This is a genomic window from Paenibacillus sp. ATY16, assembly GCF_003399985.2.
Classification (GTDB): Bacteria; Bacillota; Bacilli; order Paenibacillales; family Paenibacillaceae; genus Pristimantibacillus; species Pristimantibacillus glycanilyticus.
The window spans coordinates 1-23681 of the sequence record NZ_NMOK02000044.1 but is presented as its reverse complement, the minus strand read 5'-3'; the positions used below and the strand labels follow the sequence as shown (position 1 = coordinate 23681).

General features: G+C 50.5%; 21 protein-coding genes and 1 pseudogene. 21 read left to right on the top strand and 1 reads right to left on the bottom strand.

Translation table 11 applies throughout. The annotated features are described in order from the left end of the window. Positions 1-123: 123 nt before the first annotated feature. The 10 genes and pseudogenes from CFI03_RS24170 to CFI03_RS24125 all read left to right on the top strand — a co-directional run bounded on the left by CFI03_RS24170 (position 124) and on the right by CFI03_RS24125 (position 9324). On the top strand, positions 124-549 hold the full coding sequence (locus tag CFI03_RS24170; protein ID WP_248760493.1) for a GNAT family N-acetyltransferase: 426 nt from the start codon (positions 124-126) through the stop codon (positions 547-549). 15 nt (positions 550-564) lie between these two features. Next, entirely contained in the window at positions 565-1686 is a 1122-nt protein-coding gene (locus tag CFI03_RS24165; protein WP_248760491.1) for an aminoglycoside phosphotransferase family protein, read from the top strand. A 233-nt stretch (positions 1687-1919) separates the two neighbouring features. Next, positions 1920-3509, top strand: a complete 1590-nt coding sequence (gene argH / locus CFI03_RS24160) for an argininosuccinate lyase (RefSeq protein WP_481857710.1) — start codon at positions 1920-1922, stop codon at positions 3507-3509. A 104-nt stretch (positions 3510-3613) separates the two neighbouring features. Then, positions 3614-4024, top strand: a pseudogene (locus CFI03_RS24155) (amidohydrolase family protein); the annotation flags it as partial. Then, positions 4021-5394 carry an extracellular solute-binding protein gene (locus CFI03_RS24150; protein WP_248760489.1) on the top strand — a complete coding sequence of 458 codons (1374 nt, stop codon included), beginning with the start codon at positions 4021-4023 and terminating at the stop codon, positions 5392-5394. The pseudogene CFI03_RS24155 and the gene CFI03_RS24150, both read left to right, overlap by 4 nt. A gap of 62 nt (positions 5395-5456) precedes the next feature. Beyond that, on the top strand, positions 5457-6392 hold the full coding sequence (locus CFI03_RS24145) for a carbohydrate ABC transporter permease (RefSeq protein ID WP_248760487.1): 936 nt from the start codon (positions 5457-5459) through the stop codon (positions 6390-6392). 20 nt (positions 6393-6412) lie between these two features. Continuing rightward, positions 6413-7288: a carbohydrate ABC transporter permease gene (locus CFI03_RS24140; RefSeq protein WP_248760485.1), complete on the top strand. Its 876-nt coding sequence runs from the start codon at positions 6413-6415 to the stop codon at positions 7286-7288. A gap of 14 nt (positions 7289-7302) precedes the next feature. Beyond that, positions 7303-8448 (top strand): N-methyl-L-tryptophan oxidase, encoded by a 1146-nt coding sequence (solA, locus tag CFI03_RS24135; RefSeq protein ID WP_248760483.1) that lies wholly within the window; start codon positions 7303-7305, stop codon positions 8446-8448. Between the two features lie 41 nt (positions 8449-8489). Continuing rightward, entirely contained in the window at positions 8490-9146 is a 657-nt protein-coding gene (locus tag CFI03_RS24130; RefSeq protein ID WP_248760481.1) for an SDR family NAD(P)-dependent oxidoreductase, read from the top strand. A 25-nt stretch (positions 9147-9171) separates the two neighbouring features. Beyond that, positions 9172-9324, top strand: a complete 153-nt coding sequence (locus CFI03_RS24125; RefSeq protein WP_248760473.1) for a hypothetical protein — start codon at positions 9172-9174, stop codon at positions 9322-9324. Here CFI03_RS24125 and CFI03_RS24120 read toward each other — a convergent pair. Then, positions 9311-10372 (bottom strand): LacI family DNA-binding transcriptional regulator, encoded by a 1062-nt coding sequence (locus CFI03_RS24120; protein WP_248760471.1) that lies wholly within the window; start codon positions 10370-10372, stop codon positions 9311-9313. The two genes, CFI03_RS24125 and CFI03_RS24120, sit on opposite strands and share 14 nt — an antisense overlap. A gap of 278 nt (positions 10373-10650) precedes the next feature. Here CFI03_RS24120 and CFI03_RS24115 point away from each other — a divergent pair, with 278 nt between their 5' ends. From CFI03_RS24115 to CFI03_RS24065, 11 genes are all read left to right on the top strand, one after another. After that, positions 10651-11637, top strand: a complete 987-nt coding sequence (locus CFI03_RS24115) for an ROK family protein (protein ID WP_248760469.1) — start codon at positions 10651-10653, stop codon at positions 11635-11637. Then, entirely contained in the window at positions 11634-14057 is a 2424-nt protein-coding gene (locus CFI03_RS24110; RefSeq protein WP_248760467.1) for a glycoside hydrolase family 9 protein, read from the top strand. Before CFI03_RS24115 ends, CFI03_RS24110 begins: the two co-directional genes overlap by 4 nt. Positions 14058-14063: 6 nt before the next feature. Then, a complete protein-coding gene (nagZ, locus tag CFI03_RS24105; protein WP_248760465.1) occupies positions 14064-15662 on the top strand; it encodes a beta-N-acetylhexosaminidase in 1599 nt (532 codons plus the stop codon). Between the two features lie 34 nt (positions 15663-15696). Beyond that, positions 15697-16665: an ABC transporter permease gene (locus CFI03_RS24100; RefSeq protein ID WP_248760463.1), complete on the top strand. Its 969-nt coding sequence runs from the start codon at positions 15697-15699 to the stop codon at positions 16663-16665. Positions 16666-16684: 19 nt separating this feature from the next. Further along, complete coding sequence (locus CFI03_RS24095) at positions 16685-17566, top strand: carbohydrate ABC transporter permease (protein WP_248760461.1); 882 nt, start codon at positions 16685-16687, stop codon at positions 17564-17566. Positions 17567-17646: 80 nt separating this feature from the next. After that, on the top strand, positions 17647-19284 hold the full coding sequence (locus CFI03_RS24090) for an extracellular solute-binding protein (RefSeq protein ID WP_248760496.1): 1638 nt from the start codon (positions 17647-17649) through the stop codon (positions 19282-19284). 37 nt (positions 19285-19321) lie between these two features. Continuing rightward, positions 19322-19960 carry a ThuA domain-containing protein gene (locus CFI03_RS24085; protein ID WP_248760459.1) on the top strand — a complete coding sequence of 213 codons (639 nt, stop codon included), beginning with the start codon at positions 19322-19324 and terminating at the stop codon, positions 19958-19960. Positions 19961-20062: 102 nt separating this feature from the next. Next, positions 20063-21049, top strand: a complete 987-nt coding sequence (locus CFI03_RS24080) for a zinc-dependent alcohol dehydrogenase (protein ID WP_248760448.1) — start codon at positions 20063-20065, stop codon at positions 21047-21049. Positions 21050-21085: 36 nt separating this feature from the next. Continuing rightward, a complete protein-coding gene (locus tag CFI03_RS24075) occupies positions 21086-21823 on the top strand; it encodes a 6-phosphogluconolactonase (RefSeq protein ID WP_127491111.1) in 738 nt (245 codons plus the stop codon). A gap of 40 nt (positions 21824-21863) precedes the next feature. Next, a complete protein-coding gene (locus tag CFI03_RS24070) occupies positions 21864-22649 on the top strand; it encodes a sugar phosphate isomerase/epimerase family protein (protein ID WP_248760446.1) in 786 nt (261 codons plus the stop codon). Between the two features lie 21 nt (positions 22650-22670). Beyond that, positions 22671-23108: a VOC family protein gene (locus tag CFI03_RS24065; protein ID WP_248760444.1), complete on the top strand. Its 438-nt coding sequence runs from the start codon at positions 22671-22673 to the stop codon at positions 23106-23108. Positions 23109-23681 lie beyond the last annotated feature (573 nt).

Sequence of the window (23681 nt, the reverse complement as noted above, 5' to 3'; positions counted from 1 at the left end):
CGTCATTTTCATGACTTATGGGACACCCCCTTATATTTTTTATTTAACATAAAAAGGATATTGCATAACCTTTGACGAACAAACATTCTGATTGGATGACTTATGGGATGAGGGGGAACGTCCATGTTCGATACTACAATTTCTTTTGGAAATGAAGAAGAAAGCACCTACATTAGAAAAAAACTAATCGAGTTTAACGCAAAACACGTTCCGGAATATTTAAGTTCGCGCTATGAAGAGATCAACTTAACGTTGAAGGACGAGAACGGCAGCATTGTTGGAGGGATGTTGTCCACCCTTTGCTGGAATTGGATTGAAGTCGAAATCCTGTGGATTGACGATAATCAAAGAGGCAAGGGATACGGGGCGCAACTGTTGAATCAGATCGAGCAGATTGCTAGAGAGAAGAGCTGCACGTTTATTAAGCTAAACACGTTCAGTTTTCAAGCTCCTTTATTTTATCTCCGGCATGGTTATGTCCAGGTTGCCGTTTTTGAAGAAGCGCCTATCGGTAGCAATCATTATTACTTTAAGAAAACGATTGTATAGGATAGGAGAATTCGAATGAGTGTGCAAAATATAGCTGGAGAATTGGATAAGGAACGGCTTCTTCAACTGTCTAAGGCCTGTATCGGATTTGAGTTTGGCGTTATTACCGAATGGACCTGCAAATCGATTGGTCAGGAAAACAAAAACTTCGTAACGGACGGAGTCTATCGCATAACGGGAACAAGCGAAAACAATGGCGGTGAACGCCGCTCATGGTCCTTTATTCTAAAAATCGTTATTCCTGATCCAAAACGGAATGACCCTGCACATTATAATTATTGGCGGCGAGAAAGCTTAGTATATGGTTCACATTTACTTGAGCATGTCCCATCGAATTTATTAACCCCCAAGTGTTATGCCATTGACAATAAAGATAACGGATACATTTGGCTGTGGATGGAAGATGTAGGGCAGGAAGTGCGACCATGGACGCGGGAGGATTATGGCTATGTAACGGAAAAGCTTGGCGAGATTCAAGCCGAGTATCTGCTTGGAAAGCCGCTTCCGGAATTCGATTGGTTAAATCGGCATTGGATGCGTTCGTGGCTGCATGAATGCGAAAAATACCGCTATGAGCCTGATCCGGATACCAGAGAGATTTTGCTCTCGGATAAAAGAGTGGCTTCCATATTGGACCAATATCATCAATTTGAACCATGGATCAAGGATTGGCTGGTTTCACTCGAGCAGCTTCCGAAAACATTTTCCCATCAGGATTTTTATGAGCAGAATATCCTGCTTCATGATACACGCCAGCGGGAAGGGAAACTAACTTTGATAGATTGGCAATTCGCAAGTATTTCAGGGGCTGGTGAAGATCTAGGACGGTTCTTGGGTTTAGGCTTGAGTAGGGGCCAGGTAACGGTTGATCGGTTTAAGGAGTATCGAGATTTATTTATTTCTTCTTATATAAGCGGGCTAAGAAAAGCAGGATGGCAGGGGGATGAAGAGCTAGTCCGTTTTGGCTATCTTGCTGCGTTTTCGTTACGCTCGGTGTGGGAGGTGTCAAAGATGCTTAAGAAGCAAGCACAGAATCCTGACTCGCCAGAGAGCAAAAAACTGATGAGCATTACGGAACTGCAGATGGAAACCGCCATGGAGGCAGAAGGAATACGCGGCAGATTAATATTTTGCTAAGTGGACCCCCTCAGCGCAAATCGCCGCCGGGAATAGAACGTAATATAAATATTCCAAATTCTATAATAGGAAATTTTGATAAGGCTAGCGATTGACACCTTGAGAGACTCAGTGCTACGATGTGATAAATTAAATAATGACAATTGGAATTGTCGGATTTATACTCTACCAGATAACTGGAGACCTCTTCCCTTGAAGGAAGAAGGTCTCTTTTTTGTTTGGAAGACAGGATCATGCAGATTGGAGTGAAGCTAATGCCGGATGCGCGACAAAGACAACGGGGGGAGGGAGACACCTTCCCTGGCAGAACTTACGCGGAGGTGGTTCTCGAACCAGCGTACGAACAGGCCAAGAAGGAATTGTTAGGACCGATGATCGCGGTCAGCAAGGCGCACCTCATCATGCTCGAAGAGCAGGGGCTCATCGCCGAAGAGGACGCTGCGAACATTGCTCAGGCACTACAGAATCTCGATCTGAAGAAACTGGAGAACGGCCATTATACCGGCGAGTTTGAGGATTTATTCTTCGAAGTGGAACATGAACTCGAGCATTTAGGCGGAGAGACGACAGGTCATTTGCATCTCGCCCGCAGCCGCAACGACATGGGAATCGCGATCTATCGCATTGTCCTAAGGGCTAAGCTGCTGACCCTCATCGCCTCCGGGCTTGAGCTGCAGGAGCGGCTCATTGATTTCGCGGAGGAACATGCAGAGACGATAATGATCGGCTATACGCATACGCAGCAAGCGCAGCCGACAACCGTCGGGCATTATATCGCAGCGGTATCGGATTCGTTATCCCGGGATGTCCGTCGTCTGCGGGCCGCCTATGCCAACTGCAACCGAAGCAGCTTGGGCGCTGCCGCGCTCACGACGACAGGCTTTGCGATCAGCCGGGAGCGGACCGCACAGCTTCTTGGCTTCGACGAGACGATCGCGAATGCGTACGATGCGGTCAGCGGGACGGATTACGTCCTCGAGATCGCTTCATCCGTGTCAATAGCCGCCGTGAACCTTGGACGCTTTGTTCAGGAGCTTCTGCTCTGGGGAACTCAAGAATTTGCAGCCATCAGGGTGGCCGCGCCTTATGTCCAGATTAGCTCGATCATGCCGCAGAAGCGAAATCCGGTGTCGGTTGAGCATCTTCGGTCGCTGCTGTCGAGCTGCGTCGGAGATGCGAACACTGTGCTGAGCATGGTTCATAACACGCCGTTCGGAGACATCGTAGATACCGAGGACGATCTTCAGCCTTACGTCTGGCGAAGTTTGCGTACCCTAGACTCGGCTTACCGGCTTCTGGCTCGTATCATCGAGACGCTTGAAGTCGATAGGGAAGTTTTGCGTCAAAGGGCGGAGATGAGTTATGCGACCGTAACCGAGCTCGCTGATACGCTGGTGCGCAAGGAAGGACTGGGGTTCCGCACGGCGCATGCCATCGTAGCTGAATTCGTACATACTACGGTTTCCGCCGGCCTATCCGTGAAGGAGCTTACGGTAGCTGGACTTGACGAAGCCGCCAGGAGCATCACCGGAAGGCCGATGTCATTGACTTCTGAAGATCTGCGGCAGGCTCTCGATCCTGAGCATTTCGTCCGGATTCGTTCGGTTCCCGGTGGACCGAGTCCCGGAGAACTGAGGAGGGCGCTTGCGGTACAAACTTCCGCACGCAAACAAGCGGAAGAGTGGGCTGAACGGACGAGAGACTTCATCGACTCAAAGCTCAAGATACTGGATCAGATGCTGACCGAGCGGCACCGCCGCCCGTATCATCTCCAGGGGAAAGTCGTGGATCTATCGCCTAAAGGAGGAAGGAACGGTGTTTAGAACCGGATTTCAAGTATTCGATATTCACGGGCATTTGCTTTACAACTACCCGAAATCATTCGAGAAGCATGACCGAATTACCCGGTATGGCAGCGAGCGTTCCGATTTTCAATGTCGCCCGCCGGTATCCCGACATTCCGTTTATCATTCCACACTTCGGCTGCGGCTACTTTCAGGAGCTGCTCCATCTATGCTGGAGTTGTCCAAACGTCTACGTCGACACTTCCGGTTCGAATCAATGGGTTCGTTGGATGCCATACGAGTTGACGTTCGAGACGTTGTTCCGAAAGACCTACGAGTTAATCGGACCGGAGCGTATTATTTACGGCTCCGACTCGATGGGTTTCCCGAGAGGTTACAATTTCCGCTATCTGCAGGATCAAACCCGCGTTGCGCGCGACCTTCGCTTCTCCGATCTGGAGATCGAAGCAATCTTCGGCAACAATGCGAGAAAGCTGCTTCGATTGGAGCCGACCGTCCCCCTAAACGAAACCAAGGAGTTGACCCGTTCATGAACCGTATCCATAACATCGCCAAGCCGTTATCCCTGCTCGCAGCCGTTTCCTTGCTTCTGACCGCCTGCGGAGGGAATAACTCCGATAATGCCGGATCATCCTCATCTTCATCCTCTCCGTCTGTGGCCTCGGCTTCTCCAACCGAAACGACTACTGCCTCCGGCGATTCGCAGGAGAAGGTGACAATCGAATATTGGCAGTATGAATACCCGTCCAAAGTCGCGCTTATCGACGAGTTGATCAAACAATTCGAAGAGCAGAACCCGGGCATTACCGTCAAGCAAACGAACTTCCCGTACGATCAATATAACGAGAAGGTCGCGACGCTCGTTCCGGCGGGCAAAGGACCTGACGTCATCAATCTGTACTATGGCTGGCTGCCGAAGTATGTCTCCTCCGGATTCCTGCAGCCGCTGCCCGAATCCGACTTCCCGGCGGCGGAAATTGAGAGCAAGTATTACCCATTCGTGGATGCCGCGAAGATCGACGGTTCTTACTGGGCGATCCCGACCGCCGTTCGCACGCTTGCCGTGTTCTACAACAAGGATCTATTCGCGAAAGCGAATATCGCAGAGCCCCCGGCTACGTGGGAGGAACTGGTCGAGGACAGCTTGAAGCTGACGGAGAAGGATTCCAACGGGCAATTCGTCGTCGAAGGATTGGCTTGGGAACCGGGAGCGCAGCTTCACCACTGGTATCGCGACGGGCTGCTTCCTCAAGCCGGAGGCCAGGACCTCAGCGAGGACCGTCGCAAGATTCTGTGGGCGGACACGCCGGCAGGTCTGGAGGCGTTCCAGTACCTAATCGATTTCGCGGTCAAGCACAAGGTCGGAACGACCGGCGTCTTCACCGACGATGTTACGGCCTTCAAGACGGGGCACGCCGCTATCAACATCGACGGATCATTCCGTCTCGGCTCCTTGGCAACGGACGCTCCGGACCTGAATTACGGAATTGCACCGTTGCCGTCCTATAAGAACAAGTCTGCGCCTTCCTCGTATTGGGCAAACGCGATTTCGGCCGGGGTCACCGGCGCGAAGCTTGACGCCTCGATCAAGTTTCTGAAGTTTCTGACGAGCAAAGAAGTGCAGGAACAATGGGTGGATAAGGTTGGCGAGCTTCCGGCTCAGAAGGAGGTCGCCACGCAGGACAAATACCTGAATGATGAGAAGCTTGGTCCGTTCATCCGACAGCTCGACAACAGCAAGGCACACTTTTTCATCGACGAGACGGGAGAAAGGACGTTGTTCGTCGATGCGGCGAACGAAGTTCTTCTCAACAACGTACCCGCCGAGAAGGCGTTCAAAGATCTCGTCGCCAAGACGCAGAAGCTCTATGACGACTATTGGGCCAAGGTTGACAAGAAGTAAGAAGAGAGGGGCACCGGGGTAATCCGGCGCCTGCTTGCCTATGAAGGAGGAGGGATGACCGAGTGATCACGAACACGACACAGCGACGTGCGGCCGAAGGGAGTAAGCCTTTGTCGCTGCGATTGAACTATCGTGCTCAGCGCTACCTATTCATCTATCTGATGCTGGGCATACCGGTGCTTTATTTTCTGCTGACCCGGTTGTATCCTATCTTGTATTCTTTCAACATCAGCTTCCGCGAGTGGGATGTTCTCTCTCCGGAGAAGCCCTTCATCGGATGGGCCAATTATTCAAGCCTGTTAGAAGATGAGGCGTTCCGCAAATCGCTCAAGAATACGTTCTTATATGTTGTTGTGGGCATTCCCGGACAGCTGGCCGCCGGGCTGTTCGTAGCGCTGCTGCTGCAGAACGTGAAGCGGCTGCGCGGCTTCTTCCGGACGGTTTACTTCATCCCGTATATCACGAGTATCGTTGCGGTTAGCTGGATATTCCGCTGGCTTCTCATGCCGAACGGATGGATTAACGGCCAGCTGCTAAGCCTGGGCCTTCCCGCGCAGCCGTTCCTCCAATCCCCAGACCAAGCGCCATATGTCATCGCCTTGTCTATGATCTGGCAGAGCGTCGGCTTCCAGATGTTAATCTTCTTGACTGGATTGGAAGGCATTCCGAAGATGTATCACGAAGCCGCTCACATAGACGGAGCTAACGCATGGCACAGGTTCCGATATATCACGGTGCCGCTGCTTAATCCCATTATTCTGTTCTCGGCCGTCATCGCCGGCATCTCCTATCTGCAGTCGTTCGCGCATATCGTCAGCATGACCCAGGACGGAGGTCCGCTTAACTCGACTCGAACGCTCGTTTATCATATCTACAAACTAGCGTTCAAAAGTTTCGACATGGGGAGCGCTTCGGCAGCGACAGTCGTTCTGTTCGTCATTATTCTTGCGTTCACGCTTTTGCAGCTCAAAATATTAGATCGCAAGTTTGAATACTGAGAGGAGGACTCTAACTCTATATGAATACGAACACGAAACAAGTTCGATCACCCGTTGACAGGCAGTTTAACCGCTCTTACGCGAACGGAGCTTGGTTGCTTCTTCGTTATCTGCTTCTGTTTGCGGGAGTTGCCGTAACGCTGTTCCCGTTCCTGTGGATGGCAGCCTCCTCGTTCAAGGAGCCCAAAGATTTATTTGATCTAAGCCTGATCCCGTCGCCAGCCACTTGGAGCAACTACGGAGATTTGTTCGTCAAAGCGCCTTTTGGCCTGTGGATCGGGAACACGGCGGGCGTCGCAGTTGTATCGACGGTGTCGGTACTGGTCTTCGATACGATGGTGGGATATGTGCTGGCTAAATTCGTTTTTCCAGGGAGGAGCGTCATTTTCGTTTTTATTATCAGCACGCTGATGGTCCCTACCGAGATGCTCATCATACCCTGGTACTTGCTCGCGTCGAAGCTAGGCTTGTCGGATACTTACGCCGGATTGCTGCTGCCTGGCCTCATCTCCGCGTTTGGGATCTTCCTCATGCGCCAGTTTATGGAGTCGCTGCCTTCGGAACTACTCGACGCGGCGCGCATCGACGGATTGAACGAGTGGAGGGTGTTCTCCTCCATAGCGCTTCCGCTGATGAAGCCAGCACTAGCGACGCTGGCGATCCTAAGCTTCATCTCGGGCTGGAACCAATTTATATGGCCGTTCATCGTGCTGCAGACGGAGAACAAATACACGCTCCCGGTAGGAATGGTCTATTTCTCTAGTGAGCTTAAAGACAACAGTGGCTGGATTCTGATCATGACCGCCGCTACCGTCTCTGTGCTTCCATTGATTACGATTTTTTTGATTTTCCAGAAACGAATCATTCAAGGCATCGCTTTAAGCGGGATGAAGTAAGGAGGGGCTAACGTATGAGCCCATTTTCGAAAAAATATGACGTTATCGTGGTAGGCGCGGGTTCGATGGGAATGAGCGCGGGGTACGAGTTGGCCCGTCGAGGGGCTGAAACGCTGCTGATCGATGCTTTCGAGCCGCCGCACGGAGAAGGGAGCCATCATGGAGAGCCAAGGCTCATTCGGCATGCTTACAGCGGAGGCCCCGCTTACATCAACCTTGCTATCCGAGCCGACGAGAAATGGCTGCAGCTGGAGGAAGCTACCGGGCTGAAGCTGCTTGAGAGAGCTGGCGTGTTGAACATAGCGGATACGGACGTCTATGATATTCGGGAGCGTCAGAACGATGCCGAAAGCCAAGGAGTGACGGTGGAATGGCTGACCGGGGAGCAAATACGGAAGCGATGGCCTAACGTGAAGGTATCGGATAACTTCCACGGAATGTATGAACCGTACGCTGGATACTTATACAGCGAAAAAGCCGTTGCGGCTTACAAACAAGAGGCGTTACGAGCCGGCGCTCAATTTATCGCAAACACCTTCGTCACGGGACTTCGGACCGAAAAGGACGGAAGCGTGACAGTACATACGAAAGGAGGAAGCTATCAGGCCGAACGAGTGATCCTAAGCGCGGGTGCCTGGTTCAAGATGCTTCAGTCGTTCCTGTCCCTTCCGATTCGTTCCGTACGTAAAGTCGTCGGATGGTTCGAGACGGTCGACTCGACGTTTGACAGCAGCGTCTTTCCTGGATTTACGATCGGCACCAAGAACGGCGGCTTCTACGGATTCCCGAGCATAGACGGCGCTGGCGTTAAGATCGGGCGCCACGATGGCGGCTTTCCGTGGGAGCCGGGCAAACCGCTAGCTCCGTTCGGAGCCTATCCGGAAGACGAAGAGGATCTTCGGCAAGCATTGGACACTTATTTGCCTGGCGCGGCAGGCAAGCTGCTTCGCGGCGCGGTATGCAAGTACGAATTGACGCCGGACGAAGACTTTATCATCGATCACCATCCGCTTTACAAGAACGTTGTCATTGCCGGCGGCTTCTCGGGCCACGGTTTCAAGTTCGCCAGCGCGGTCGGCGAGGTCTTGGCAGACTTGGCTCTCAACGGGAGAACCTCATGGGATATCTCTCCGTTTCGCCTATCCCGTTTTGAGAGTTAAGAGTTATAATCGTAAAACTTAAACGCAGAGGAGTGTTTCGTATGAGTAAATCCCTTCTAGTGATTATAGGTGCTGGTCCGGGTGTTAGCGCAGCTGTCGCACGTAAATTCGGTGCTCATTCGTTCAAGGTCGTTCTCGTTGCACGCAATCAAACTTCGCTCGATGTACTGGCTAGAGAGCTGAGAGACCAATCTATCGAAGTGTTTACCGTCTCGGCGGATGCTTCGAAATCTGAGTCGGTTGCCCAAGCTTTCCGGGTCATTCGCGAGCAATACGGCACGCCGGATGTCCTGCTCTACAATGCGGCTGTCATCTCCAGATCGACAGTGTCCGCTTTGGACGAGGAACAATTGATCGAGGAATTCAAAGTGAATGTCGTGGGCGCCCTCACGAGCGTCAAACAAGTTGTGCCGGATTTCGTTAAGCGGAAGGATGGGGCGATTCTAATCACGGGCGGAGGTTTGGCCCTCTATCCGAATGCAGATTATTCCTCATTGTCGATCGGCAAGGCAGGTGTCCGTTCGCTTGCCTATTCATTAGCGCAGGAGTTAAAGCCCCATAACGTATATGTAGGAACCGTCACTATCGGCGGTTATGTATCCAAGGGTACCTTCTACGATCCGGACGATATCGCGGAGAGGTATTGGCAATTGTATCAGGCTCGCGACGAAGTGGAATATATCTTCGCAGAATCTTGACCGATAACGATAAGGTTGAAGGGGCATGGCGATCTCGCCATGCTCCTTTGTTCTGTTCAACGCGCAATATGACAGCGATGCGTCGCCGGTTAGACGCGTTACGATTTACCCATTTTTCGCTGCCGTGCCGTTGGGGGAGGCAGAGCTTCCTCGGCATGCGGTCATTACCGCCGTGTAGCCCCGCACGACTCCCTAATAATTAGCTCCGGCATGTGATTAATACTGATTGCTTCTTCCGAGCCGTTAATCGCGCTAATCAGCTGCATAACCGCCATGCGGCCGAGATACTCGTTATGCAGGTCCATGGACGTCAGGCGCGGGATGCTGAAATCACTGTGAGGGAATTGGTCGCAGCTGGCAATAGCGATATCGGAAGGACATTCGAGGCCACGGTCCTTCATGGCGCGGATTGCGCCAAGCGCAACCATATCATTAATCGCTATTATAGCCGTCGGCAACTTGCCGCTATTCTGATCCAGCAGTTGGTTCATCGCCGAATAACCGTCAGGCGCATAATAATCCGACGTTACGATGTGTGAGTCATTTACATCACGGTGATAGGCTTTCATCGTTTGTTTGAAAGCTTCGATGCGGGAGGACGTAATGCGTATTCCTGGCTCGCCACCGACAAAACCGATCCGCTCATGCCCGAGCGCGATAAAATGATTCACGATTGAAGTCACGCCCTGCCTCGAATTGCGTTCTACGAACAAACACTCGCATCCGTCAATTCGGGAGCCGACGATTACGACAGGCACTGACTTGTGGAGCTGATTCAAGGCATGAATGAAGTTCTCCGGTACGTCATCCTTATCGATCTGTCCGCCGAGAATAAGGACGCCGTCAACTTGCTTCTCCAGAATAATCTTAAAATAGTCTTCTTCACTGAGAGGCGTATCATATTTATCGGGGTTGCGGGCAAACATCGTATTGAATAGAATCGTTGCGTACATATTTTTTAACGCGAAGCTTTCGATTTGCAAGAACAAAGAGGCAAAGTAAGGGTTAGTGATATCCGGGAGGATAACGCCGATATTTTTCGTCTTATGATTGACCATGCCTCTTGCAAAAACACTGGGAGTGTAATTGTATTCATCGATCATTTGTTGAATCAGCGCGCGCTTCTTCGGCGAAACGGAAGGGCTGTTGTTAAGCACGCGTGATACGGTGGATACGGAAACGCCGCATTTATCGGCAATTTCGGTAATGGTAATCTTACTTTTCAAAGGGGCACATCCTTTTGCAACCGGCATTTGGATAGATTCTAACCCAGTCGTTTTCATTTAGCAAGAACAATTTTGGTATCGTTACCACGAAAAAATCCATTTATCGTGCCGACGTATTTAATAATCGTTTTGACAGCTGAAGTGCAAAATATCTTGAAATTTTCTGGAAAATTTAGTGTTGACATGTCATTTACCAGTCTGTTACATTGGCTGTGTAAAGAAATTGTGACGTTCAAATTTGGTAACGTTACCAAATACAAAGTCAGGGGTTGTTAGCTTTGGACAGAGAGATTCCATCTTCCATTCTTGCGGTAGATCTTGGCGGAACGAAAATGTTATTGGGAGAGATAACACCCGAAGGAAACATTCTCCGTTCAAAGCTTTATCCAAGCGACACGACATCTCAAGAGGCCGCTATGGAACAAATCATTCAAGCTGTTGAGGACTACATACACACCGTCCCTTTCGTGGCGAAGCGTCAGCTAGGCATCGGAATCGCTGTTGTTGGACGGGTGGATCAGAAGCGGGGCATCTGGCATGAAATTGAACCGGGAAAATCGCAATTGACGGATGTCAAAGCAATCATGGAATCTCGGTTCCGGCTGCCTTGCGGCGTGGACAATGATGTCGCCTGCGCCACGCGATCTGAACAGAGGTTTGGTTGGGGGACAGAGTCCGATCATTTTATTTACCTTAATGTCGGTACCGGAATAGCCGCAGGCTTTGTCACAAACGGGAGGCATGTCAAAGGTTCCCACTTCAACGCAGGCGAGATCGGACATACGGTTGTGGCTTCGGATTCGGATGTGTTATGCGGATGCGGGAGATTGGGCTGCGTAGAGCGGATAGCCTCCGGGCTTGGCATGCATGAGCGGGTAATGGCGCTGCACCAACGGTATTCGGGAACCTCAATCAAGATAAAGGAAGGCGAGCGCGTAACTGCGCAGGAGATTCTACAGGCTGCGGAAGCAGGCGATAAGCTGGGATTCTACGTCAGTGAGGCAGCTGCGAAAGCACTTTCCTCCCTTATCATGAATCTCGTTCGCGTCAGCGATCCGGACACAATCGTCATTGGCGGAGGGCTGGCAGGAAGCACTTATTTATGGAACAGGGTTAAACAACATTTGAATTCCCGAACTATGCGGTTTGTAACGAATGGGATTGTTACGACTAAGCAAAAGACACCGGATGTCTCGCTTATTGGAGCAGCCTTGGTAGGGCTGGAGGCTTGGGAGACAACCGGTAAAAGAGAGGAGGTGCAATGATGGAGTCGTTTATGAAGGATGTCAAACAATCCGGCTATATTCATCGTCAGCTGCCATTGCGTAAGGAGAACTCCCTAGAGGAAGAACAGAGTCGCCAATCGGTGCTTGAGGAGCGTTTGCTATACGAAGCTGGCCAGTTATTCACCGGTATGCTGGAATGGAAGCACCGCGGAGTCGGAGAGCTAGGCTGTACGCCGGGAGGTTTAGCTGTTCTCAGCTCGCCGACGCGTATGCCCCATTGGCCGGAAGGCGCACCTGCGGACGGGGATTATGTCAATTTCGGCACAGCATGGATGGCTGCAAGCTTCCAAGGCGAGAACTGGGACCATTACAATCGAATAACAGTGGAGCTGTTGCCTGATTTTCCAGGTGTTCCGAATGCTTATGTTATGATCTCATTCCGCAACGAAGGACTTATTCCGATTCCGGATATTTACCACCGCGAAGGGGTTCACGGCGTGAATCTGAACAATGGAGAATGGAATACGATCCATCTCAATATAGAGGCGCTGCCAAGAGATGCGATTACGGAGCTGTCGATCAGTTATTTCCTGAACGGCAAGGAACGGGTGACCGGTGACCGGATGACTCTTCAAATAAGGCTGGTGAAGCTGGAGAGTGTGACAGGACACGAAGTATCCAAAGGCTGGCTGCCGAAACCGGGCCAGTTCATCTATTCTCACAGCGGCTATCATCGCTCGGGCAGCAAGACGGCTCTCGCCGTTCAGATTCCTGAGAACGCTTACCGGCTTAGGGACGTGTATACCGGAGATGTTGTATACAGCGGCACCCCCGAGAACTTGAACAACAGCCTGGGTTCTTTCGACGTTTTGGATTTTTCAGATTTCAATAGTCCAGGCCGCTATTATCTTCAATCAGGCGGCTCCGTCTCCGGCGCTTTTACGATTGGGGAAACGGAAGAGGTGTGGCACGACTCAATCTGGAAATCGCTGAACTTTATATTTTGCGAACGGTGCGGTTATCCTGTTCCCGGAATTCACGGCAGCTGCCATGCCGATGTCATTGCTAAGCATGAGGATACCGTTATTTCCTTTAACGGCGGCTGGCATGACGCAGGCGATGTATCGCAGCAGCTGATCCAGACGGCTGAGGTGACATTCGCTTTGTTTGAAATGGCGGAGAAGGTCAAGCTGCGTGACCAAGATCTGTATCTCAGGCTGCTGGAAGAGGGCGAGTGGGGATTAGATTTTATGCTGAAGACCCGTTTCGGCGACGGGTACAGAGCGACCAGCGCCGGCATTACCCGCTGGACGGATGGAAGAATCGGCAACATGGATGATGCTGAGGCTCGCGTCCACAATCAAGCTTACGAGAACTTCTACTGCGCAGGAATGGAAGCGTATATGCACAGGCAGCTCATGGAGCAGCCAAGCGTATCGGCGCATCTGCTCCGTATCGCCCAGGAAGATTTCCAATATGCGCTGGAGCAATTCGAACAGCATGGCTTCGACGAGAAGCCAATCTTCTGGGAGCACACGTATCAGACCTCGGAAAGCCTGTATATGGCGACAGCTTCGTGGGCGGCATCTACGTTATATGAAGCAACGGGAGATACACGATATGCGGAAAAAGCAGCGGAATTTATTGCATACGTTCTCGAATGCCAGGAACAAGAGGGGATCCGGCTTGACGACGGCACAATACTTGCGGGTTTTTTCTATCGTCACCCGGATAAGCGGGTTGTGCAGCATTTCAATCATCAGGCACGGGAGCATTTGTACCTAATGGCGCTCGCAGCCGTTCACAAGACACAACCTACGCATATTGATGCGGAAAAATGGCTGGAAGCTATCCGATTGTACGGGGAATATGTAAAGTCGCTGGCGGTGTACACCTTGCCTTATCCGATGCTTGCAAGCGGGGTATATCACACGGAAGAGCATCTTGATGAGCGAAGCTTTGGCTACCAGCATCTGTTGACCGACCATCGTGCCAAAGAAGATTACATCGAACAGCTGAAGAATGGCGTGAAGCTGAATGACAGCTATTATTTAAAACGCTTTCCCGTATGGTTCTCGTTCAAAGGCAACAATGCGATCATCATGTCCGCCGGCAAAGCGGCTTCCATCGCGGGACTTTACCTTAATGACCGTAAGCTCTTGGATATCGCGGAAGGTCAACTGCATTGGATCGTCGGCAAAAATCCGTTTGGCCAGTCGCTTATGTACGGCGAGGGCTACCGTTATGCGCAGCAGTATGCCGTTTTGGGCGGCGAAATGACGGGAGAGATTCCGGTTGGCGTTCAAACCTTCGGCAATGAAGATCAGCCGTATTGGCCGCAATTCAACAATGCTACTTACAAGGAAGTATGGACGGGTAATGCAGGCAAATGGCTGTCGATTGTTGCGGACCTCTATGAAATGGATTTCAAAAACAAGGCGTTTCGATGGGAGGGCTAATCCGAAATGATTAATGGATGGTTAAAGAGTATGAGTCTGGAGCAAAAGATCGGGCAATTGTTTATGTGCGGCTTTGACGGCACTAAGCCTAACGAGTCGATTCTCCAGCTCCTTCGCGATTACCATATTGGCGGCGTGAATTTCTTCCGGCGCAATCTTCTGTCTCCCGAACAGGCATCGGAATTAACGGCTAGTCTTCAAAGAGAAGCTGCTATTCCGCTGCTCATCTCGCTCGATCAAGAAGGGGGGATGGTGTCAGGCATTGAGCAGGGGATCACGCTTATGCCCGGCAATATGGCGCTTGGCGCAGCGGGAGACGAAGCGGCAGTGTACAACGCAGCCCTTTTCTCTGGAACGGAGCTTCGAGCGATGGGGCTGAATATGAATTTCGCTCCTTGTATCGACGTGAATAACAATCCGCTCAACCCGGTTATTGGTGTACGTTCTTATGGCGAAAATCCGGAACTGGTCGGCAGGATGGGGTCTGCAGCGGTAAAGGGATATCAGACCGCCGGCATCACAGCTACGGTCAAGCATTTTCCTGGACATGGCGATACAAGTACCGATTCGCATCATGAGCTGCCATTGGTTGCTCACGACCGGAAACGGCTGCATGAGGTGGAGCTTGCGCCATTTAAACGGGCGATCGCGTCAGGCGTTGACGCCATCATGACGGCGCATGTGATCTTCCCGGCTTATGAGTCCCGGCCTATCCCAGCGACTTTATCGCATCCGATTCTGACAGGACTTCTTCGCGGGGAGCTGGGCTTTGAAGGCGTTATTACGACGGATTGCCTGGAGATGAACGCTGTCTCGCAAGGGGTTGGCGTCGGAGAAGGTGCGGTCATGGCTATTGAAGCGGGAGCTGATCTCGTGCTCATCAGCCATCAGATCCATTTGCAGGTTGAAGGACTCAAGGCTGTCATTAAGGCGGTAAGAGAAGGCAGGATCAGTGAATCCCGCATCAACGAATCGGTTGTCCGGCTGCTGAATATGAAGGAAAAACGCGGCTTATTCATGCAACAGCCTTCTTCTCCGGGATTGATTCGTCAATTGGTGGGAGCCCAGGAGCACCGGGCGGCTGCGCAAAGTATCAGCGAAAGAAGTATTACGATTGTACGAAACAATAATCAGATCCCGCTTAACAAAGAAGAAGCAACTTACATCATATGGCCGAATATGCGTCCCGTCTCGGAAACGGCAGAACCGCCAGGGGAAGAAACGACGCTTGGCAGATTGCTCGGCGGATGGCTCGAAGCAAGTATAGAGCATATCATCTCCGTTAATCCGGTTGAAGAGGAGATCGCTAAAGTGCTGTCGGACAGCCAAGGCTATCGACAGATCATCGTTGGCACCTACAATGCTATTTTCTCGGAAGGACAGCAGCGTATAGTGACGTCCCTGGCAGCTAGAGAAGGCGTGCAGTTAACGGTCGTGTCGCTACGTATGCCGTATGACCTGAACGTGTTTCCGGAGGTTCGAGGATATATCGCATGCTACGAGAATAAACCGCTGACGATCAGATCGCTGGCCAAAGTGTTGACCGGAGAGATTCAGGCGGGGGGCAAGCTGCCAGTTACGTCGCAGACGACTTTCGAACATTAAACATTAATAGATGACAACTGTTGGAGGGGTGCGCATGGATGCTCACGCAACAACGTCAGTCAAGCTAGAGAAGCAGCGCAATAAGAAAAGCAAAGTATACAACCTCGCGCGGAAATTCATGGCGCAAAGATATTTGCAGGCGATGGCACTCGTCGGAATTGCCTGGATGATTATTTTCAGCTATGTTCCGTTGTACGGTCTGATCATAGCTTTCAAGGAATACGACATTACCCGGTCAATCAGCGAATCGCCATGGGTCGGATTAGCCCAGTTTAAGGAATTCCTGACAGATGACAGCCTGCCCTACGTGCTTAAGAACACGCTGGCGATGAGCGCGCTCAAGCTTCTAATCGGATTTCCGATTCCGATTCTATTCGCTTTATTTGTTAATGAATTACGCTCGCTGCGTTATAAAAAAATCGTGCAAACCATCTCCTACCTGCCGCATTTCTTATCCTGGGTCATCCTAGGCGGGATATTGACTACTTGGTTGTCGGATGTCGGCATTATCAACGACTTACTGATGGCCCTGCATCTTATCAAAGAACCGATCAGCTACCTGGCCGAACCCGGTTACTTCTGGACGATCATCGTCAGCTCTGACATTTGGAAGGAGCTCGGCTGGAACGCCATTATTTATTTAGCCGCTATCGCGAGCGTATCGCCGGATTTGTACGAAGCGGCCACGATGGATGGCGCGAGCCGTTTCCAGAAGATGTTTCTCATAACTCTCCCGATGATTAAAGGCACCATTGCCATTTTATTTATTCTAGCCGTAAGCGGCATTCTCTCCTCGAACTTCGATCAGGTCTTTATTCTAAAAAACCAGCTAAACGAAAGCGCAAGCAATGTCATCGACACCTACGTCTATCAAGTGGGGATATCGGAAGGGCGTTACTCCTACTCCACGGCGGTTGGCTTGTTCAAATCGATCATCGCCTTCCTTCTCCTCTTGTCCGCGAACTATGTGACGAAAAAGCTAAACGATACTTCGCTTTTATAACAGGTAAAGGGATGATCCGATGCTGAAAAACCGAACAACCGCAGAAAAGCTGTTTGACTGGGGCAATATAGCGCTCATGCTGGTCATTTGCTTTCTCACGATTTATCCGATTTGGTACGTTATCGTAAACTCGTTCAACGAGGGCCAGGACGCGATGCGCGGCGGCATCTACTGGCTTCCGAGGGTATTCAGCCTCGACAATTACAAGACCGTCTTCCAGAACAAAGGCCTGATGACGGCCATGGGCATTACGGTTGCAAAGACGGTAGTCGGCACCGCGCTCCATGTGTTTTTCACGGCGATGGTCGCTTATGCCTTCTCCCGAAAGGAGCTGGTGGGCAGAAAGCTCTATATGTATATCGGCACCGTGACACTCTTCTTCAGCGGCGGGCTGATTCCTTATTATTTGCTGATCCGCGACCTGGGGCTGCTCGACAGCTTTTGGGTATATATCTTCCCGGCAATGTTCAGCTTTTTCGATCTGATTATTTTCCTTGCGTTTTTCCGGGAATTGCCCGAAGGGTTGGAGGAAGCGGCGAGAATCGACGGGGCGAATGACTTCAAAATCTTTTACCGCATTATTATTCCATGCTCGATGCCCGTCATTGCTACGATCTCGCTGTTCCACGGCGTGTACCAATGGAATGATTATTTCACGGCCGTCATCTTTACGAATAATCCGAATCTTCAGCCGATTCAAACTTTCCTCTACCGTATCGTCGCCTTATCCGGCTCGAATCAAATCGCTTCGATGGTGCCGGACAATGTTGTCCGCAAAGTGACGTCGCAGTCCGTAAAACTCGCCACGATGGTCGTTGCTACACTGCCGATCGTCATCGTTTACCCGTTTTTGCAAAAGTATTTCGTTAAAGGCTTTATGATTGGTTCCATTAAAGGTTGATTGGAGCATTCACAAGCTTTGGTTTTTACAACAAAGACCATATAAGGACAAATACGAGAGGGGTAATCATTTTGAGGAAAATGCGTAAGGCACTAACGGTAGTGACGCTAGTCGGCCTGCTCGGCACAACGGCAGCTTGTTCGTCCGCAAACGACAATAAGCCTGCGACAGCGAATAAGGGAACGGAGCCGCCGGCGGCGGTGGAGACAACAAAGCTCGATCCAAACGCACCTGGCTGGAAAACGGACACGAAGCCAATCAAGTTCGACTGGTATGTTAATTTCTCATGGTTTACAAGCAAGTGGGGCGAAGATAATACGTCGAAGTACATTACGAAGAAAACAGGTGTCGATCTGAATCTGATTGTCCCGGCCGGCAATGAGAATGAAAAAATGAATACGATGATCGCTTCCGGTAATCTTCCGGATTTCATTACGCTTGACGTTGGCGATCCGAACGTACAGAAGCTGATCGACAGCGGACTTGTGCTTCCATTAAATAAGCTGGCGGATGAATATGATCCGTACTTGTACACCGTTGCCGATCCGGACAAAATCTCGTGGTTTACCCAAGAAGACGGCAACTTTTACGGTTATCCGAACTCATCGTCTTCTCCTAGCGATTACAAGAAATACGGCGAGCAGTATACATCGAACCAAACATTCCTGGTTCGTAAAGATATGTACGAAGCGCTCGGCAAGCCCGAGATGAGAACGCCGGAAGGGTTCCTGAACGCCTTGAAGGCGGCGAAGGAGAAATTCCCGGAAGTAAACGGCCAGCCGCTCATCCCGCTTGCTTTCCATGAATTTGGAGACAACGGCAACTATTCGCTGGAAGATTTCCTGCAGAACTTCCTGGCGATTCCGCAGCAGAAGGACGGCAAGCTGTATGACCGTTCGACCGATCCGGAGTATCTTAAATGGCTGAAGGTATTCCGCAAGGCTAATGAAATGGGCTTACTCTCCAAGGACATCTTTATCGACAAACGACCGCAAATGGATGAGAAGGAAGTGCAAGGCCGTTACTTCGCCATGCTGTACCAGATCGCGGACGTAGGCGTACAGAACGCTGCCGTCTACAAAACGGATCCGGACAAAATCTACATCCCGATTGATGGTCCGGCTAACGCCAATCTCGATCAGCCGACATTGTCCGGTCCAGGCATCTCCGGCTGGACGATTACGCTCATTTCGAAAAATGTAAAAGATAAAAAACGCGCTATCGAGTTTATGAGCTATATGATCAGTGAAGAGGGACAAAAGGATTTCTGTCTGGGCGAAAAAGGCGTTACCTACGATACGATCGACGGCAAGGACCAGTTCCTCGAAAGTTATCTGACGGCGACGGACGGGGCCAAATACGGCGCGGAATATACGTATTGGATGATGATGGACACGAACATGTGGCTGGGGTGGGCGCCGCCTACGCAAGAGCCTTATTTGTCTACTGGCCAGTGGACGAAAGGAAAGACGTATAACTTCTCTGAGTTTACGCAGCTGACGCCGGGCGGTACTTCACCGGAAGGCGTGATCTGGACCAAAATCCAGCAGCTATGGGGCAAAACGCTGCCGAAGCTGCTTATGTCGAAAAGCGATGAGGACTTTGACCAGCTCTACAATAAGTTTCTCAAAGACCGCGACAATCTGGGGTATGACAAGGTGCGAACTTACATGCAGACGAAATATGAGGAAAACCTGAAGAAGCTGAACAAAGCGTAACGGATATTCAACAATCAGTGTGAGAGGGGAAGCGGCAGTGAAAAAAACGGTATGCATCATTCGCGATGACATGTACCATCCCAAGGAATTGATCGATCCTCAAATGGAAAAAGTGTTTGATCGCGAGGTTTGGAATGTCGTGTTGAGCAATCGTCTGCGCGATGTAATCGAATCTAGCGATTCGGTTGATCTATTTGTTATGTTTACGGTAGGTCGACCGGACGGTGAAGGGGATATAACCTATGATGAGCAAGAGCGGGTCATTTCGCGCGTGAAAGATGGCATGGGTATCTTGTTCGTGCACGCTGGTCTTGTGCTAATTGAAGAAGACAGTCCATTCTATAAGACTCTAAACTCCGGGCGGTTCATCGGCCATTCCCATAATCATGTTCAGGTGGAAAATGTGCCGATCCGTAATGTGACTCATCCTATATTGGATGGCGTTGAACCGTTTACGGTAATGGATGAGCATTATTACTGCCAGGTTAATATTGGGCGCACCGATATGCTGATGCTCAGTACATCGGAGGCGGTTACGGCGGCAGGAGGGTGGGCGCATTCCTTTGGGAAAGGGAAGGTTGTTGGACTTACTCCAGGCCATACCGAGGAAGCGCTTGGCAATCCGCAGATGATTCAACTGCTCAAAAATGCTTCAAACTGGGCAACAACGAACTAGTAAAAAGGCTGCCCCTTGTGATGACGAGGGGACAGCCCTATTTATAGTATGAGCAACGGAGATGGGAACTGACACTTCGCTTGAAATGGAGGAATCTGCAGCTTGAACGTTTACGAGAATGCCAGCGTACAGTTCGTGAAGCAAGGAAAGGCTGCTTTAGTTCAGGAGACTTTTCAGGAACGGTCTTTGGACGAAACAGAAATTTTCGGTAAAACGTTAGTGTCGCTGATCTCTTCGGGCTCCGAGCGCGGAGGGTATATGGATTATTTCGGCGGCAGTCGCTACCCGATGGAGATTGGTTATGCCGTAGTCATGCAAGTGATTGACACGGGAAGCAAGGTGAAGCACGCGAAACCCGGAGATATCGTATTTGCGAGCGCTCCGCATCGTTTATACAATTTTGTCTCCGAGGATGACATTGTTCCGATGCTGGAGGGTATGCTGCCCGAGGAGGCCGTACTATGTCGCATCCCGGCTGTGTCGATGACGGCTATGCTGAAGACACAGATCAAACCGGTTGAACCCGTGTTGGTGACGGGGCTTGGCATCGTTGGGCTGATGTGCGCACAGATGATGAAGCATTGCGGTTATACCGTATATGCTGTCGATCCTGGCGAGAAAAGGAGGCAGATCGCACGCGAGTGCGGGTTGCTCCATGTGTACGCTTCAATTAAGGATTGCCAAGCAGCAGGCAGGTTCGGTCTGGCTATGGAATGCTCCGGTGCGGAGCAAGCAGCGCTTGACGCACTGGACGTGCTTCGCAAGGGAGGGGAACTGTCGTTGATTGGCGTTCCTTGGTACAGGGGTACCGATACATGGGCGCATGACATATTTCTGAAAGTGTTTTACGGATTTATTACAATGACTTCCGGCTGGGAATGGAGCATTCCGCGGCATTCGTCTGAATTTATGCCTGGCAGCAACTATGGCAATTTTGCGGTTGGTATGGAGTGGATCAAAAACGGCGCTCTAAAGGTGGACGGCATTTATGAGCTGGTCGATCCAGCGCGCTGTGACGATGCTTATCAGTCACTTGTAAACAAGACTTATACGAAGACGTGTACGATTTTTGATTGGAGATCGATGTAGAAGATCTTATAACAATAAACAATTGGAGAGATAAGCATGAAAATTACGGTTGAGAAGGACGAAAGAGCGTTCGATATCGCCGCCGCTTGGCGAATTGTAACGCAGATGCTGAAGAAACCTGAAGCGGTAATTGGTTTATCCACAGGGCAGACGACAGGAGGTATGCATGCCGTCGTATCGGAGCTATACGAGAAGTATCCGTTTGATGTATCCCGCGTCACTATATTCAACGTCGACGAGTTGACTAACCTCGATCGGAGTTATTCAGGCAGCTGCTATTCGATGATCTATGAGCAGCTTGTTAAAAATCTTGGCATTCCAGAGGAAAACTTCATTATGCCGCCTACGATGTCTGACGATTTTGAACGGGAATGCCGTTTGTTCGAGGACGCTCTTGCCTCTCGCGGGGGCGTCGACCTGCAAATGCTCGGAATCGGCTTCAATGGCCATGTTGGCATTAATCAACCGGGAACCCCGTTCGAGAGCACGACCTGGGTATCGCCGATGGACCCGATCTTCGAAGCGCGCGTCCGCAAAGAAACGGGCGTCGGCCCAGAGCATCCGCTGGGCGGATTGACGCTCGGTATTAAAAACATTATGCATACTCGTCATCTCGTACTTGTCGCAAAAGGAAAGCATAAGGCTGACATTATTGAGCAGGCGCTGTTTGGGCCTGTTAATTCGGATATGCCGGCATCCATTGTTCAGCTTCATCCGAATTGTGAAGTACTGCTCGACGCGGACGCCGCATCAGCCATTATCCACCGTTTATAGGGATAGCCGATGATGACGGAAAGGGATGGAGGAGATGGAAATGAAGTTTGCACTGGCGATGTATACGGTCTACGAGGAGATGAAGCGGGATTTGGATGCTACGCTGGGCGCAGTTCGTGAGATGGGCTACGAAGGTCTTGAAATGTACGGAGAGACTTTATGGCCTGCTTCCGTGGTTAAGGAACTCCTCACAAAGCATGGACTGGAGTTATGCGGTTGGCATGTGGAGTGGAGGCTGCTGCAGCTTGACACACTGGAGAACACGATTCGCTATCATGCAGAGCTCGGCAATCCGAACATCATTATTCCATGTCTCGGAGGCCCTTGGAACGTAGGGCATATGCCGGAAGACAACCATGCGGCGACCTGGCTTCGTTACGCGGAGCAAATGAATGAGCTTGCGGACCGATTAGAAATGGAAGGGATGCGGCTTGGCTATCATACGCATGCGCATGAGTTCCATGACAGCTTTGACGGCATAACTCCATGGAATATTCTTATCGAGCATACGAAGCCTTCGGTGTTCTTAGAGCTCGACACCGGCAATTGTCTGGAAGGGGCTGGCGATCCCGTTATCGCGCTTAATGAAACAGCCGGCCGGCTTCGGGTTGTGCACTGTAAGCCACTTGATTCTAAACAAGGTACCGAAGCTGCTATCGCAGCCGATGGCGACCTTAATGACTGGCCGTTAATTCTGCAGAGATGCAAAGCGGGAGGCTGCGAGTGGCTGGCGATCGAGAATGAATCACGTACGAGAGGGAGCAAGCTCGCCGTTGCGGAGCAAGATTTGAAGAGCCTAATAAGTCAGTTAAGAGAAGCGACTTAATTGCGAAAGGGTGGCTTTTATATGAAACATAAACATCCCAGCCTGCATCATGTTGGAATGACCTCCTGTCACTTCGAGCAGACCGTCAAATTTTACGAGGAGGGTCTTGGCTTCACTGTAAAGCATACATGGGGGACAGATAAGCGCGTCTATATGATGGACATGGGCGACGGTTCTTGCATCGAGGTGTCCGAGGGAGGGGCTGAGGATACGCCGTCATGCGGCCGTTGGCTTCACGTTGCATTGTGGACGGATAACATTCGCGAGAGTTACGATCGGGCGATTGCCGCAGGAGGGAAGCCTAAACTGCCGCCTACGTTTGCGGATATTTTGGAAGCGAAGCCAGAGCCGGTCTACATGTACTTCGCTTATGTAATTGGGTTCGATGGCGAAGAAATCGAGTTTATTCAAGAAGTGAAGGGGAGGGAAGCGTGGGATCAGCAAGTTATAGAGAACTGATGAAGCGGGAAGCTTGAACGTACAGGTTATCATAGATAGCCGACGAGAAATCAAAAATCGAAAAGAGTGAAGCATCCCTTTAGAAACTTAACTTAAAGGATCTAACTTGAAGCAGCTTGTAATGACGGGCTGCTGTTTTTTTTGAATGACGCACACATTTATATCAAAGGTTGAGCAAAAATACGAATACGGGTTGCTATGCTTGCGCAAAAGCATTTCATTTAGAAGTAAATTATTACCTGTTGAAATCTAAAATCTATTCATGCTATATTATAACTCCGGCCGCGAGAGACAAACGGCTTGGAAGAAAAGCTAACGATTATCAATTTAGTAGAAATACAAAATGATGAAAGAAAAGCTTGACACCAAAAATAACAACGTGATAAGATATGAAACGTTGTTGCGAAAAACAAATTGTTCTTTGAAAACTGAACAACGAGCGAAACTGCCCCGTTAGAAATAACGGAAAAGCGATAAAACAAAGTTTGAGCAAGTCAAACATCTGAGATTTTCCTGATCGATTCGATCGATCGAGAAAACTCTTTAATGGAGAGTTTGATCCTGGCTCAGGAC